This window comes from Thermobispora bispora DSM 43833, from assembly GCF_000092645.1.
In the GTDB taxonomy this organism is placed as follows: Bacteria; Actinomycetota; Actinomycetes; order Streptosporangiales; family Streptosporangiaceae; genus Thermobispora; species Thermobispora bispora.
In genome coordinates this window covers 2211673-2226077 of record NC_014165.1, presented here as the reverse complement: position 1 = coordinate 2226077, position 14405 = coordinate 2211673, and the positions used below count along the sequence as shown (strand labels likewise).

The window sequence follows — 14405 nt, the reverse complement described above, 5'->3', positions numbered from 1 at the left end:
CCACGCGTGGTGCCGGTCGCAGTCTATGGCCCGGAGCCGACCGGTCGGCCTCCGGTCCGGTGCCGCGACCCCCGCTCCGCCGCCGCGCATCCCGGCGCCCCGGCCCGGAAGCAGCGCGCCCGGAGCGCCCGGAGGACGGGCCCGCCCGTGCCGTGACCCGGCGGCGCGCCGCCGCGACACGACGGCGGTCAAACCACACCCCGGCCGATCGTCACCGCGGGGCTGCGTCTAGCATCCGTCGCATGACGGTGCCACTCGAACTCGGCGAACTCACCGGACTCGCCGCGGAGTTCCCGCAGGCCACCCGGGAGCGGTGGCGGGAGCTCGCGGCCGAGGTGCTGCGGAAGTCCGGCTGGCAGGGATCGGCGGACGACGTCGAGCAGGCGCTGTCCACCACGACATATGACGGTGTCACCGTGGCGCCGCTCCACGACGCCTCCGACCTCCCGCGCGCCCCGCGCATCGTGGGCCGCACGGGCGCCTGGGACGTACGGCAGCGCCACGCCGACCCCGATCCGGCCGCCACCCGCGCGGCGATCCAGGCCGACCTCGAGGGCGGTGTCACCTCGATCTGGCTGGACCTCGCCGCCATCGGCGCGGCCGCGCTGCCCGACGTGCTGGACGGCGTCGATCTGGAGCGCTTCCCCGTCGTGCTCGACGCGGGGGAGCACACCGCGGAGGCGGCGGAGACCTTCCTTCGCCTGGTTGCCGGGAGGCGGATCCCCGGGGGCAACCTGGGCGCCGACCCGATCGGCCTGGCCGCGCGGACCGGGCAGCGGGACGCCATCCCCGCCCGGCTCGCCGAGGCGGCCGAGCTCGCCAGCCGGTCCGCCGGGCACCCCGGGCTCCGCGCGATCACCGTCGACGCGCTGCCGTACCACGACGCCGGGGGGAGTGACGCCGAGGAGCTGGGCTGCTCCATCGCGACCGGGGTGGCCTACCTGCGCGCGCTGACCGAGGCCGGTCTCACGGTCGAGCAGGCGCTCGGCCAGCTCGAGTTCCGCTACGCGGCCACCGCCGATCAGTTCCTCACCATCGCCAAGCTCCGGGCGGCCCGCCGCCTGTGGGCGCGGGTCGCCGAGGTGGTCGGCGGGCCGGGGACGCAGGTGCAGCACGCCGTGACCTCATCGGCGATGATGAGCGTCCGCGACCCGTGGGTGAACATGCTCCGCACCACGGTGGCCTGCTTCGCCGCCGGCGTCGGCGGGGCGGACGCGGTGACCGTGCAGCCGTTCGACGCCTGCCTCGGCCTGCCCGACGAGTTCTCCCGGCGGATCGCGCGCAACACCCACGCCCTCCTGGTGGAGGAGGCCGGGGTGGCGCGGGTGGCCGACCCGGCGGGCGGATCGTGGTACGCCGAGCGGCTCACCGCGGACCTCGCCGCCGCCGCGTGGCGGTGGTTCCAGGAGATCGAGCGGGCCGGGGGCATGGCCGCCGCCCTGGAGAGCCTCGTCCCGGAGCGGCTCGCCGCCACCCGGGCCGCGCGCGCGGCGAACATCGCCCACCGGCGCGACCCGCTCACCGGGGTGAGCGAGTTCCCCGACCGCACGGAGCGGCCGCTGTCCCGCCGTCCCGGGGCCGGGCTCGCCGGCCGGGCGGTGGCCGGGCCGGGCGGGCTCCCGGTGATCCGGTACGCCGAGGAGTTCGAGGCGCTGCGCGACATCGCCGACGCCCAGGAGCGGCGGCCCACGGTCTTCCTCGCCACGATCGGGCCGATCGCCGCGCACACGGCCCGGGCCACGTTCGCCGCCAACCTCTTCGCCGCCGGCGGGATCGAGACCGTGACCAGCGGCCCCGCCACCGACCCGGCCGCGATCGCGGCCGCGTTCCGCGACGCCGGCACCCCCGTGGCCTGCCTGTGCTCCAGCGACGCCCTGTACGCCGAGCACGCCGCCGCGGTGGCCACCGCGCTCAAGGAGGCCGGGGCGAGACGGGTCTGGCTGGCGGGGAAGGGCGAGTATGAGGGTGTCGACGCCAACCTCTACGCCGGCTGCGACGCGCTCGACGTGATCCGCACCACGTTCGATGACCTGGGAGTGGCCCGATGATTCCGGACTTTTCACAGATCGACCTGACATCGGGGGCGGAAGCCGTACCGGACCCGGGTGAGGCGATCGCGCGGGACGGCGAGGTGTGGCAGACGCCCGAGGGGATCGCGGTCAAGGCGTGCTACACGGCCGCCGACCTCGAGGGGGTCGACTTCCTCCAGACCTACCCGGGGATCGCGCCCTACCTGCGCGGGCCGTACCCCACCATGTACGTCACCCAGCCGTGGACGATCCGGCAGTACGCGGGGTTCTCCACCGCCGAGGAGTCGAACGCGTTCTACCGGCGCAACCTCGCCGCGGGGCAGAAGGGCCTGTCGGTCGCCTTCGACCTCGCCACCCACCGCGGCTACGACTCCGACCACCCGCGGGTCGCCGGTGACGTGGGCATGGCCGGGGTCGCGATCGACTCGATCTACGACATGCGGCAGCTGTTCGACGGCATCCCGCTCGACAAGATGAGCGTGTCGATGACCATGAACGGCGCCGTCCTGCCGATCATGGCGCTCTACATCGTCGCCGCGGAGGAGCAGGGGGTGGCGCCCCACCAGCTCACGGGCACCATCCAGAACGACATCCTCAAAGAGTTCATGGTCCGCAACACGTACATCTACCCGCCCGGGCCGTCGATGCGGATCATCTCGGACATCTTCGCCTACACCTCCCGGCACATGCCGAAGTTCAACTCGATCTCGATCTCCGGCTACCACATCCAGGAGGCGGGGGCCACCTGCGACCTGGAGCTCGCCTACACCCTCGCCGACGGGCTGGAGTACCTGCGGGCCGGGATCAAGGCCGGGCTGGACATCGACGCCTTCGCCCCGAGGCTGTCGTTCTTCTGGTGCATCGGGATGAACTTCTTCATGGAGGTGGCGAAGCTCCGGGCGGCGCGGCTGCTCTGGGCCAAGCTGGTGAAGCAGTTCAACCCGAAGAACCCCCGCTCCCTCTCCCTCCGCACGCACAGCCAGACCTCCGGCTGGTCGCTCACCGCGCAGGACGTCTACAACAACGTGGTGCGCACCTGCATCGAGGCGATGGCCGCCACCCAGGGGCACACCCAGTCGCTGCACACCAACGCGCTGGACGAGGCGCTCGCGCTCCCGACCGACTTCTCCGCGCGGATCGCCCGCAACACCCAGCTCATGCTCCAGCAGGAGTCGGGCATCCGCCGGTCGATCGACCCGTGGGGCGGCTCGTACTACGTGGAGCGGCTCACCCACGACCTCGCCCAGCGGGCCTGGGCGCACATCCAGGAGGTCGAGCAGGCCGGCGGCATGGCCCGCGCCATCGAGCAAGGGCTGCCGAAGCTCCGGATCGAGGAGGCGGCCGCCCGCACCCAGGCGCGGATCGACTCCGGCCGGCAGCCGGTCATCGGCGTCAACAAGTACCGGCCCGCCTCCGACGTGCCGGTGGAGGTGCTCAAGGTCGACAACACGGCGGTGCGCAACCAGCAGATCGAGAAGCTGCGCCGGCTCCGCGCCGAGCGCGACCCGGAGGCGGTGGCCGAGGCTCTCGACGCGCTCACCAAGGGAGCCGCGGGCGACGCCAACCTGCTCGAGCTCGCGGTGCGGGCCGCCCGGGCCAAGGCCACGGTCGGGGAGATCTCGGCGGCCCTGGAGAAGGTCTTCGGCCGGCACACCGCGCAGATCCGTACCATCACGGGTGTGTACCGCAGCGAGGCCGACCGGGACAGGGTCGAAGAGGCCCGCGCCGCGTGCGCGGAGTTCGAGCGGGCCGAGGGCCGCCGGCCGCGGATCCTCGTCGCCAAGATGGGCCAGGACGGCCACGACCGCGGCCAGAAGGTGATCGCGAGCGCCTTCGCCGACCTCGGCTTCGACGTCGACGTCGGCCCGCTCTTCCAGACGCCGGAGGAGGTGGCGCGGCAGGCGGTCGAGGCCGACGTGCACATCATCGGCGTCTCGTCGCTCGCCGCGGGCCACATGACGCTCGTCCCCGCGCTGAAGCGCGCGCTGGACGACCTCGACGCCGGGGACATCATGATCGTCGTCGGCGGGGTGATCCCGCCGGACGACGTGGAGCCGCTGCTCAAGGCCGGGGCGAGCGCGGTGTTCCCGCCGGGCACCGTGATCGCCGACGCCGCGCTGGCGCTCCTGAAGGACCTGCGGGCCCGGCTCGCCCGGGCGTCCGCTCCGGCGTCGTGACCGCGGCCCTGGAGGACTACCTCCACGGCGTGCTCTCCGGGAACCGGCGGTGGATCGCCCGGGCGATCACGCTCGTGGAGTCGACCCGGCCCGACCACCAGCGGCTCGCCCAGCGGCTGCTCGTCGAGCTGACCCCGCACGCGGGCAAGGCCCGGCGGGTGGGCATCTCCGGGGTGCCGGGCGTCGGCAAGTCGACCTTCATCGAGGCGCTCGGCACCTACCTGACCGGCCGCGGGCACCGGGTGGCCGTGCTCGCCGTGGACCCGTCGTCGCCGCGCTCCGGCGGCAGCATCCTCGGCGACAAGACCCGGATGACGAAGCTCGCCGCGGATCCCCGCGCGTTCATCCGGCCGTCGCCGACCGCGGGCACGCTCGGCGGCGTGGCCAAGGCCACCCGCGAGGCGATGATCGTCATGGAGGCGGCCGGGTACGACATCGTGCTGGTCGAGACCGTCGGCGTCGGCCAGTCGGAGACCGCCGTCGCCGACATGGTCGACACGTTCCTCGTGCTCACCCTCGCCCGCACCGGGGACCAGCTCCAAGGGATCAAGAAGGGCGTGCTCGAGCTCGCCGACGTGATCGCGGTGAACAAGGCGGACGGCGAGCACGAGAAGGCTGCGCGGAAGGCCGCGGCCGAGCTCTCCGGGGCACTGCGGCTGCTCCGCTCCTCCACGCCCGTGCTCACCTGCAGCGGCCTCACCGGCGCGGGCCTTCCGGAGCTGTGGGAGCGGATCGTCCGCCACCAGGAGGGGATCGACGTGGCGGCGAAGCGCGCCCGCCAGCAGGTGGAGTGGACCTGGTCGCTCGCGTCCGACCGGCTGCTCTCCCTGCTCCGGGAGCGCGCCGCGCCGATCGCGCCGGAGATCGAGCGGCAGGTCCTCGACGGGTCCCTCACCCCGTCGCTCGCCGCGGACCGGATTCTCGGCGCCTTCTTCGCCGCCGGGCCGCCGGGCGAGGACGGCGAGCGCGCGGCTCAGTGATCCGGATTTCCGGGCGGCCGGTGCGGGCGCGCCGCTGAGGCGTTCCCGCACCGGCCGCCCGTCTTTTCGTCACAAGCCAGGCCATGTGCGTATCCGATCTCATGCGCTCAATCAGTGAAGACCAATCACTTTGCGAATGGGATTAACAGTTTAGGGTGCGAAGCCGCTAAGGTACGCCAGCAGATCACTTCGCCCGGTGCAGGCGCGTTCGTGGAAGTCATCCCGTGGAGGGCAAGTCATGGCGTACGAACAGGGCTCGGGCCCGCAGGACTCCGCGCGGTCGCAGGCGAGGCCGGATGGGCGGGCGCAGGACGGGCGGCCGTCGCCGTACGGCCGGCCGGACGTGTCCGGGCATCCATCCCCGCCGCCACCCCGGAAGCCCGAGCTCGGGGTCGTGATCGGCGTGATCGCGGTCGTCGTCATGGTGCTCGTGGGCATCGGTGTGGTGATCTCGCGCCTCTCCGCGGGTGAGGGCACCCCGGTAGCCGGCCGCGCCGCACCGAGCGTCGTGGTGGTGGACCCCGAGTGGGACGACCTCTCGAATACCGGGAAGACGCTGTGGCAGGACAGGTTCCGCGACGCCCAGCAAGCCCGGGTGGGCGACACCCTCACGCTCGCGAAGGACGACTGGCGGCTCACGGTCACCGTGACCGGGTACTTCGACCCGGCGACCCCGCGGCATCGATCCCCGCAGCCGGGCGCCCGCTGGGTGGCGGTCGGGTTACGGGTCGAGCAGCAGGGAACACGTGACCTGTACTGTTGCGACGCAGGGTGGGCGAGGCTGGTCGATCAGTACGGGGTGGAGTACGTCCCGCGCGACAGCCACAACAGCAGGATCGCGGAGGGCGGCAACATGTCCGCGGTGGGGACGTACCCGTTGGTTCCCGGGGCTACCTCGTCGGGCGTCCTCGTGTTCGAGCTCCCCGATCGGGTGAAGGCGGAGAAGCTGCTGTTCGGAAGGTACTCCGGAGGACCCGCTAGCAAGGCGGTGTGGCGGCTGAACTGACGGCCATGTGACCGAGAAGGCACGGCATGCGCCGCTCATTCCAGACCGGCCGTCCTGTCTCTTTCGGCGCGAGCGGCGGTCGGTGTCTCCGCAATGGTGCGGACGCGGCTGAAACGATCATTTCCGAGGCCCAAGATTCGTATGCGGGCCGGTGACCTGCTCCCGGTGACCCTGTCCGCGAAACCGCTGATGACCGGCCGTCCTCGCGGCGGGCCATCGCGGCAGGCGGCGCACCCCTTGCGTTCCCGGTCAGCCGGCTGCACCGGTGACGGCACCATTGTCTCGGCCCAGGCCGGAATGGCGGGTTATGGGCTACTGCGCGAATTGGCTACGCCTGCTGTGGCTCCGCCCCGGTAACCTACGCCAGCAGATCATCTCGCCCACCGAAGATGCGATCGTCGAGTCATCCGGAGAGCGGATATGGCATACCACCAGGGGCCCGGCCCGCAGAACCCCCACCAGAACCCCCAGCAGTGGCAGATGTGGCAGGGCGGGCAGCCGCCTCAGTATCCCCAGCAGCCGTACCCGTACGGCCAGCCCTACGGGTACGGCTATCCGCCACCGCCGCCACCGAAGAAGCCCGGTGCCGGGATGGTGATCGGCGTCATCGCGGCCGTGGTCGTGGTGCTGGTGGGCATCGGCGTGGTGGTCGCCCTGCTCTCCGGGGATGAGAGCACCTCGGTCGCCGGCCGTCCCACCCCGGGCGTGACACAGGACCGGGACGGCCTGGGGCAGGACCCCGGCGAGAACCGCGACGGACAGGGCCAGGAGCCGGGGGACCGGAGCGGTGACGATGGTTACCAGCAGGCCGAGCTCGGCGGCACCCTGCTGCTCCGCGGGACCGAGGGCGAGCAGGTGGCGGTCACCGTCACCAAGGTCTTCGACCGGGCGACCCCCAAGTCGGAGATCTTCACCCCGAAGGCGGGCAACCGCTGGGTGGCCGTCGAGCTCCGGATCGAGAACAAGGGCGACCGCGTGTACAACGACAGCCCGTGGATGGGGGCGACGCTGGTCGACAACGAGGGGCAGGAGCACCGCCCGAGCCTGATCAGCAACATCCAGGAGGGGGTGAGCCTGACGTCGGTGACGATCAGCGCCGGGGACAGCCGCAAGGGCGTCCTCGTGTTCGAGCTCCCCAACGACCTGAAGGCGGCGAAGTTCCTGTACGCGGTGAAGAGCGGGCTCTTCGGCAACCAGCGGGGTGAGTGGCGGCTGAGCTGACGGGCCCGGGCCGGGAGCCGCCGCGATGTCGCCGGGGCGCGGCGGCCGCGCTGGCGTAGGCCCGCCGGGGAGGCGGCGCGGCCGCTGACCGCGCGGGCTCGTACGGAGCGTGCGAGCACAGCGCGTTCACCGACCGGGCACCCGGCGCCTCCCGTGCCGTTCGGGGTCGATCGGATTCGCCACGCGCCGGGGCCGTCGCCGGGGAGTGGTGGTGCCCGGGTGGGGCCGGCACCGCGTGGGTCAGGTGAAGAGGGCCCGCCCCCAGAAGTCGCCGGCGTCCGTGACCCCGGGCGGGCAGGCGAAGACGCCGCTCGAGACGTGCTTGATGTACTCGTTGAGCGCGTCGTGGCGGGCGAGCTCCATCTGGATGGGGATGAACTGCTTGCGCGGGTCGCGCTGGTAGGCCATGAAGAACAACCCGGCGTCGAGCCGCCCGAGCCCGTCGGAGCCGTCCACGTAGTTGTAGCCGCGGCGGAGGAGCCGGGCGCCGCCGTGCCGTGACGGGTGGGCGAGCCGCACGTGGGAGTTCTCCGCGATCACCGGTTTGCCGTCCGCACCGGTCTTGGTGAAGTCCGGCTCGTCGAACTCGTCCCGGCCGGTGAGCGGGGCGCCGCGCGCCTTGTCCCTCCCGAAGATCGCCTCCTGCTCGGCGAGCGGTGCCCGGTCCCACGTCTCGATGTGCATGCGGATCTTGCGGACCACCAGGTAGGTGCCGCCGGTCATCCAGCCGGGGCCGTCGCCGGGCGCCACCCACAGGTGCTCGTCGAGCATGGCGGCGTCCTCGAGCTTGAGGTTGGCGGTGCCGTCCTTGAAGCCGAAGAGGTTGCGCGGGGTCTCCTGCGCGTACGAGGTGGACGAGGTGCGGCCGAATCCGAGCTGCGAGTACCGGACCGAGACCCTGCCGAACCCGATCCGCGCCAGGTTGCGGATCGCGTGCACGGCCACCTGGGGATCGTTCGCGCACGCTTGCACGCAGATGTCGCCCCCGGAGATCTCGGGGATGAGCGCGTCCCCGGGGAACGAGGGCAGGTCCACCAGCGCCGGCGGCCTGCGATCGGCGAGCCCGAACCGCTCGTCGAAGAGCGACGGGCCGAAGCCGATGGTGAGCGTGAGCTGGGACGGGGGGAGGTCGAGCGCCTCCCCGGTGTCGTCCGGCGGTGCCTGGGGATCGCCGCCGACCGGGCCGAAGGGCCCGGCGCTCTTGCCCTGGGTCATCCGGGCCGCGGCCGCCGTCCACTCCTGGAGCAGTTCCACGAGCTCGCCGCGCTTCTCGGTGATCACGTCGAAGGCGACGAAGTGCAGGTGGTCCTGGGCGGGCGTGGTGATGCCCGCCTGGTGCCTGCCGTAGAAGGGCACCGCCCCGCCCGCCGCCTCCGTGTGGGCGGGCGCGGATCCGCCGGGGAGCGTACGGCCGGCGAACGCGCCGACGGCCGCCGCCCCGGCAGCCCCGGCCACTCCGAGGCCGAGGAGCCTGCGTCTGCTGATCCCGGTCGCCGTGCTCATCGTTGCACCACCGACGCGATCTTGCTGATCGACTCGGAGAGGGCGTTGATGGCGTCGGACAGGGCCTTCAGGTCGCTCTTGCCGAGCTCGGTGTAGAGCTTCCAGCCGTCGCCTGACCGGTGCTCGCCGAGCACCTTCTCGACGGCGGCGAACCCCTCGTCGATCTCCTTGACGAGCTCCGGGTCGCGCTCCTCGAGCACGGGGCGGAGCGCTTGAACCGCCGCCTTGCTGCCGTCGAGGTTGGCGGCGAAGTCCCACAGGTCCGTGTGGGAGTAGCGATCCTCCTCACCGGTGATCTTGCCGGTCGCGATCTCGTCCAGCAGGCCCTTCGCCCCGTTGGCGAGCTGCAGCGGGGAGAGCTCGACCGTGGTGGCCTTCTCGACGAGGGTCCGCACGTCGGCCATGAGCTTGTCGGCGATGGGCCCGTCGCCGCTGACGTCCCCGGTGACCCAGAGGTCCTTCTCGATCCGGTGGAAGCCGGTCCACTCCTCGCCCTCGGCCACGTCGTTCTCCCGCGCGTCGATCGCCGGGTCGAGGTCCCCGAAGATCTCGGCCACCGGTTCGATGCGCTCCCAGTACGTCCGGGCGATCGGGAAGAGCTCCTTCGCCTTGGCGATGTCACCGGCCTTCACCGCGTCGGTGAACTCCTTGGTCTTCTCGAGCAGGGAGCCGGCCTGGCTGTTGACGTACCGCTTGTAGCTCGCGACCGCCTCGGCGAGCTTCGCGTCGGCGGTGAGCGGCTTGTGCTCGCCGGTGACCTTCAGGGCGTTGCGGATCCCCTTGCCGATCATGCCGGGCTTGCAGGCCGTCTCGTAGTTTCCTGGCGGGAGCTCCACGATGAGCTCGCGGGTGAGCCCGGGCACGATGTTCTCCACCTCGCCCATGACCCGATCGCCGGGCGCGTAGACGTAGAACTCGGTGACCTTGGTCCCGTTGTTCGTCACCGCGAAGGTCGCGGTCCCGGCGGGGAGCTCCGAGACGCTCACCGTGCACTCGGTGTCGCTCGCGGCGACGCTGATCTTGTCCGCCCCACCGGAGCCGGAGCCCGGCGAACCGGTCCCCGAGCAGCCGGCGATCGCGGCGAGGGCGAGCAGGGAGACGGTGACAGCGGTGCCAGTACGCATCGATGGACTCCGATCACGAGGCGGGGGGAGCCGGGGCGGCGGTGGTGGTGCGCACGCGGGACCTGCGGGCCGGGAGGAGGAAGAGCACGAGCACCGGGACGGCGTAGAGCGCCCAGGCGATGGTCTCCAGGACGGTGGCCTGGGCGGTGATGTTGAACATGCCGGTGAGCAGCGCCGTGTACCAGGCGCCCGGGTCGAGGACGCCGCTGATGTCGAAGGCCTGATCGGTCAGGCCGGGCAGCACACCCGCCTCCTGCAGGTCGTGCACGCCGTACTTGACGATGCCCGCCGCGACGAGGATGAGCAGCAGACCGGTCCAGGTGAAGAACCGGCCGAGGTCGATGCGCAGGACGCTCCGGTACAGACCCCAGCCGATCGCGACAGCGGTGAGCAGGCCGAGGGTGACCCCGACCAGCGGGGTGGTGCTGCTCGCCGCACCCTGGGCGGCGGCGAACCAGAGCAGCGCGGTCTCCAGGCCTTCGCGGACGACGGACACGAAGGCGAGCACGACGACCGCGGCCGTGCCGATGCGCAGCGCCTCGTCGAGCCGCTCCCGGAGCTCCGCGGAGAGGCGGCGTGACGTCGCCTTCATCCAGAAGATCATGAAGGTCACGAAGACCGTGGCGAGGAGCGAGGCGATGCCCTCGAACAGCTCCTGCTCGCGGGTGCCGAGCACCGCGGAGGTGAACGTGAGCAGCCCACCGGCCGCGAGCGACAGCGCGACGGCGATCCCGACTCCCGCCCAGACGAGCGGCAGCTTGTCCTTGCGGCCGCTCTTGACCAGGAAGGCGACCAGGATGGTGACGACGAGCGTCGCCTCCAGCCCTTCCCGCAGGCCGATGAGGTAGCTGGCGAACACGCCGGCTCTCCCTTCCCGGTGAGCCCTTCCTCGGAGGGAAAGGTTAGCCTTGCCAAATTTAGGTAAGGCATACCTTAATCCGAGGGTGTGCCGGTCCACCAGAGGGGTCTGTGGTACGGGCGGACCGGGGCTTCGTGGAGATGAGGCCGTACGGCTTGCGCGTGCACGGTCATCGGTACCCGGCCCGGCAGGGGAAGGGCGCCGGGGTGAGGGGAAGATCGAGAGCGGCGGGCCGCGCCGCCGGCCGGATGGGTGGGCGGGGTGTGCCGGGCCGCCTGCGCCGGCCCTCATGCCGGTGACACCGAGCCGGTGCGGCTCTGTGGCGGAAGCGGAATGAGCGGCCACGGATGGGCTCGGCGATGCGGTGCAGGCGGTGGATCGTGCACGGCGGGAGCGTGCCGTGGCCGGGGCCGCCGGTGGTGTGCCGGCAGGGGAGCGTACGGCCCCGCCTGCCGGGGAAGCGTACGGTCCTGTCTGGCCCGGGGACTGCGGTGCTAGCCGGGCGGAAGCGTGCGGCCCGGCCTGGCCGGGGAAGCGCGAGGCTCCCTGGGAGCGTGCGGTCCTCCCTGGCCCGCGAGAGGTGCGTCCCGCCTGAGGGGAAGGGTGCGGCCCTGGCTGACCGGGGAAGCGTACGGCCCTGCCTGGCCCGGGGACTGCGGCCCTACCTGGCCGTGAGCGTGCGTCCCACTTCAGGGAAGGGCGCGGCCCGGTCTGGCCGCAAGGGAGGGTGCGGTCCGATCTTGCGGCAGGGGAAGGTGCGGCCCGGCCGGAGCCGTCCCCTGCGGGCCGGTCGTGCTCGGCCGGCCCGTCGAGCGGCCGCCGGGCCGGCCGTACCGGGCCGGGCGCCGGTCGGGCTGGGGCACAGATCCCCGGCCGGTGGGCCGGTCGGCCGGGGAAGAGGCCGATCAGCTGGAGAAGAGCATGTGCAGCCAGCTCCGCGGCCGGTGACCGTAGTGGCCGTGGTGGGGCGCGCCCCAGGCCGGGCCGCCGTGGGGCGCCGGCGGGGGCCCGTAGTGCTGCTGCACCCACTGGGACTCGATGCGGGTCAGCGTCTCGAGCTCGCCGTAGTCGAGGAAGATCCCCCGGCAGTTCTCGCACTGGTCGATGTGCACGCCGTTGCGGTCATAGGTCCGCATGACGCCATGGCACTTTGGGCACTGCATCGCCCGACGTACCTCCCTCGTCGTCAGATCACGCGGCGGGTGGCGGCCACGATCCTCGCACAGGCGGACAGCAGCGCATCGATGGTCTCGGGGTCATGGCCGTCCCGCTCGCGGGCGGTGACGGCGGTCGCCGCTTGCTGGATGATCAACGCCCGCGCCGGCGCGTCGAGTTCCCGCCACGGGTCGCCCGGTGTGACGGCCCGGCCGCCGGCGGCGAGGTAGGCGGACAGGAAGCGCTCCCAGGAGGCGGGGTCGAGCAGCCCGGCCGCGTACCAGGCCGCGGGGCGGGCGAGGTCCCAGGCCGGATCGCCGGCTCCCAGATCGTCCACGTCGATCAGGAGCCACCGCCCCCGGTGGCGGACGAGCTGGCCGAGGTGCCAGTCCCCGTGGCAGAGCGCCCGGACCCTCCCCGTGGGCTCCGTGGGCAGGGTCCGGTACGCGCCGGTGATCACCGCGGTGACCGATGGCGGGACCTCCGCGCGGGCGAGCCGGGCCATCGCCCGGGCGAGCCGCGCCGGCCCGCCCGCCGGGGGGAAACCGGCCGGCGGGGGAGCCGCGTGCAGCCGGGCGAGCAGGCGGGCGCCCTCCTCCCACGGCAGGTGGGCGGGGTCCGCGAGGTCCGGGCCGACCGTCTCGGCCGCCGGCCAGATCGTGATCAGCCGGCCGTCCATCCGCTCCAGCCCGATCGGGGCGAGGAACAGCCCCGGCAGCGCGGCCGCGGTCTCGAGCCGGGCGCGCAGGGCCGCCTCGTCGGTGCCGGGGGCGTGGGCCTTCACCACCACGTCGCCCACCCGGACCACCAGCGCGGCCGCGTCCCGGAGCACGGTCACCGGCCCGTCGCGGCGCGACAGCCGTACGAGATCGCTAATGCGCATGGCGGGCGCCGCGGTGACCGTTCACGCGCACCACCATAGAGCGCGGCACGGGCGGGCGGGCCCGGCGCTCTGGCGGCGCCCACCGCGGCGGGCGGGCGTCGTGCCCCGCTCCGCGCCGCCAACCGGGCCGCGTGCGCATCCTCCTGCGGCAGGGCGGGGCCTGAGCGGGACGATCCACGGCCGCCGTACGGTGAAGCCGAACCTTCGGCGCACGGGACTTCCAGGGCGGCCCGAGCGGCGGACCGCCGCGCCCAGGCCGGGGACATCGCACAAGGCCATTGAGATCTACAACGTAAAGGCGTCTGCATGGGTGCGCGCGCCGCACCACATCCCGCGCCGCACCACATCCCGCGCCGCACCACAGCCCAAGCATCGACGCAGCCCTCGCACCGACGCCGCCCGAGCCGCGATCAGCCCGCGTACCCGGTACGCCGGCCCGCGTGCTTGAGCGCTGATTGCAGACATTTGCACTGAACGCCGCGCCACAGGGGTGCGGCCGCGGTGGCCCGGCTGCCATGCTGGTCACATGAGCGAGCCGGCCATCGAGTCGTGGCTGTCCGACATGGACGGCGTGCTGGTCCGCGAGTGGAAGCCCATCCCGGGGGCCGACGAGTTCCTCGCGCGGCTCCGCGCCTCCGGCAAGCGCTTCCTCGTGCTGACCAACAACTCCATGCACACCCCGCGCGACCTGTCGGCGCGGCTGCGCGCCGCCGGGCTCGAGGTGCCGGCGGAGTCCATCTGGACCTCCGCCCTGGCCACCGCGCGGTTCCTCGCCGACCAGCGCCCGGAGGGCTCCGCGTACGTGATCGGCGAGGCCGGGCTCACCACCGCCCTGCACGAGATCGGGTACGTGCTGACCGACATCGACCCCGATTACGTGGTGCTCGGGGAGACCCGCACGTACAGCTTCTCCGCGATCACCACGGCGATCCGGCTGATCGAGCGGGGCGCGCGGTTCATCGCGACCAACCCCGACCCGGTCGCGCCGTCGCACGTGGGCTCGCACCCTGCGTGCGGCGCGGTCGCCGCGCTGATCACCAAGGCGACCGGCGTGGAGCCCTACTTCGTCGGCAAGCCGAACCCGATGATGCTGCGCAGCGCGCTCAACCGGATCGAGGCGCACAGCGACAGCACGGCGATCATCGGCGACCGGATGGACACCGACATCGTGTGCGGCATGGAGGCGGGCCTGTACACGATCCTCGTGCTCACCGGGGTCACCCGCCGGGATCAGATCGACCGGTACCCGTACCGGCCCTCCCGGGTGGCCGACTCGGTGGCCGACCTTCTCCACCTGGTCTGACGGGGGACCGTTCCGGCCCGGGACGGCAGGCGGCGCGGCCGGCCCTGGTCGCGCGGCCCCGCTTCTCCTCAGGTCCCACTGCTCCTCCGCTCCGGCTGCTCCTCTGGTCCGGCAGGCCGCGCCGCGGCCACGGGCACACGGGGAAGCGCGGCCAACCGTTCATC

At 72.7% G+C, this 14405-nt stretch carries 11 protein-coding genes; 6 read left to right on the top strand and 5 right to left on the bottom strand.

What is annotated here, in order from left to right:
• Positions 1-242: 242 nt before the first annotated feature.
• The 5 genes from TBIS_RS09520 to TBIS_RS18160 all read left to right on the top strand — a co-directional run bounded on the left by TBIS_RS09520 (position 243) and on the right by TBIS_RS18160 (position 7414).
• Positions 243-2048 carry a methylmalonyl-CoA mutase family protein gene (locus TBIS_RS09520; RefSeq protein ID WP_013132166.1) on the top strand — a complete coding sequence of 602 codons (1806 nt, stop codon included), beginning with the start codon at positions 243-245 and terminating at the stop codon, positions 2046-2048.
• Complete coding sequence (scpA, locus tag TBIS_RS09515; protein WP_013132165.1) at positions 2045-4207, top strand: methylmalonyl-CoA mutase; 2163 nt, start codon at positions 2045-2047, stop codon at positions 4205-4207. The genes TBIS_RS09520 and scpA overlap by 4 nt, the downstream gene beginning before the upstream one ends.
• Entirely contained in the window at positions 4204-5187 is a 984-nt protein-coding gene (gene meaB / locus TBIS_RS09510; protein ID WP_013132164.1) for a methylmalonyl Co-A mutase-associated GTPase MeaB, read from the top strand. The genes scpA and meaB overlap by 4 nt, the downstream gene beginning before the upstream one ends.
• Before the next feature lie 238 nt (positions 5188-5425).
• A complete protein-coding gene (locus TBIS_RS09505; RefSeq protein ID WP_013132163.1) occupies positions 5426-6193 on the top strand; it encodes a DUF4352 domain-containing protein in 768 nt (255 codons plus the stop codon).
• A gap of 420 nt (positions 6194-6613) precedes the next feature.
• Positions 6614-7414 carry a DUF4352 domain-containing protein gene (locus TBIS_RS18160; protein ID WP_013132162.1) on the top strand — a complete coding sequence of 267 codons (801 nt, stop codon included), beginning with the start codon at positions 6614-6616 and terminating at the stop codon, positions 7412-7414.
• A gap of 240 nt (positions 7415-7654) precedes the next feature.
• On the opposite strand, the gene efeB is transcribed toward TBIS_RS18160, so the two are convergent.
• From efeB to TBIS_RS09475, 5 genes are all read right to left on the bottom strand, one after another.
• Positions 7655-8917, bottom strand: a complete 1263-nt coding sequence (gene efeB, locus TBIS_RS09495) for an iron uptake transporter deferrochelatase/peroxidase subunit (RefSeq protein ID WP_013132161.1) — start codon at positions 8915-8917, stop codon at positions 7655-7657.
• Positions 8914-10041 (bottom strand): iron uptake system protein EfeO, encoded by a 1128-nt coding sequence (gene efeO, locus TBIS_RS09490; protein WP_013132160.1) that lies wholly within the window; start codon positions 10039-10041, stop codon positions 8914-8916. Before efeO ends, efeB begins: the two co-directional genes overlap by 4 nt.
• A gap of 13 nt (positions 10042-10054) precedes the next feature.
• Positions 10055-10900 (bottom strand): iron uptake transporter permease EfeU, encoded by an 846-nt coding sequence (gene efeU / locus TBIS_RS09485; RefSeq protein WP_013132159.1) that lies wholly within the window; start codon positions 10898-10900, stop codon positions 10055-10057.
• 905 nt (positions 10901-11805) lie between these two features.
• On the bottom strand, positions 11806-12063 hold the full coding sequence (locus TBIS_RS09480) for a TFIIB-type zinc ribbon-containing protein (RefSeq protein ID WP_013132158.1): 258 nt from the start codon (positions 12061-12063) through the stop codon (positions 11806-11808).
• 23 nt (positions 12064-12086) lie between these two features.
• Positions 12087-12938 (bottom strand): phosphotransferase, encoded by an 852-nt coding sequence (locus tag TBIS_RS09475; protein WP_013132157.1) that lies wholly within the window; start codon positions 12936-12938, stop codon positions 12087-12089.
• 526 nt (positions 12939-13464) lie between these two features.
• Here TBIS_RS09475 and TBIS_RS09470 point away from each other — a divergent pair.
• Positions 13465-14241, top strand: a complete 777-nt coding sequence (locus TBIS_RS09470) for an HAD-IIA family hydrolase (protein WP_013132156.1) — start codon at positions 13465-13467, stop codon at positions 14239-14241.
• Positions 14242-14405: the final 164 nt, after the last annotated feature.

What these genes read in the sequence shown, in the direction of transcription:
- scpA (WP_013132165.1), top strand. Translation starts at nt 2,045, where the DNA reads ATGATTCCGGACTTTTCACAGATCGACCTGACATCGGGGGCGGAAGCC.
- TBIS_RS09480 (WP_013132158.1), bottom strand. Translation starts at nt 12,063, where the DNA reads ATGCAGTGCCCAAAGTGCCATGGCGTCATGCGGACCTATGACCGCAAC.
- TBIS_RS09520 (WP_013132166.1), top strand. Translation starts at nt 243, where the DNA reads ATGACGGTGCCACTCGAACTCGGCGAACTCACCGGACTCGCCGCGGAG.
- TBIS_RS09470 (WP_013132156.1), top strand. Translation starts at nt 13,465, where the DNA reads ATGAGCGAGCCGGCCATCGAGTCGTGGCTGTCCGACATGGACGGCGTG.
- TBIS_RS09475 (WP_013132157.1), bottom strand. Translation starts at nt 12,938, where the DNA reads ATGCGCATTAGCGATCTCGTACGGCTGTCGCGCCGCGACGGGCCGGTG.
- TBIS_RS09505 (WP_013132163.1), top strand. Translation starts at nt 5,426, where the DNA reads ATGGCGTACGAACAGGGCTCGGGCCCGCAGGACTCCGCGCGGTCGCAG.
- efeB (WP_013132161.1), bottom strand. Translation starts at nt 8,917, where the DNA reads ATGAGCACGGCGACCGGGATCAGCAGACGCAGGCTCCTCGGCCTCGGA.
- efeO (WP_013132160.1), bottom strand. Translation starts at nt 10,041, where the DNA reads ATGCGTACTGGCACCGCTGTCACCGTCTCCCTGCTCGCCCTCGCCGCG.
- TBIS_RS18160 (WP_013132162.1), top strand. Translation starts at nt 6,614, where the DNA reads ATGGCATACCACCAGGGGCCCGGCCCGCAGAACCCCCACCAGAACCCC.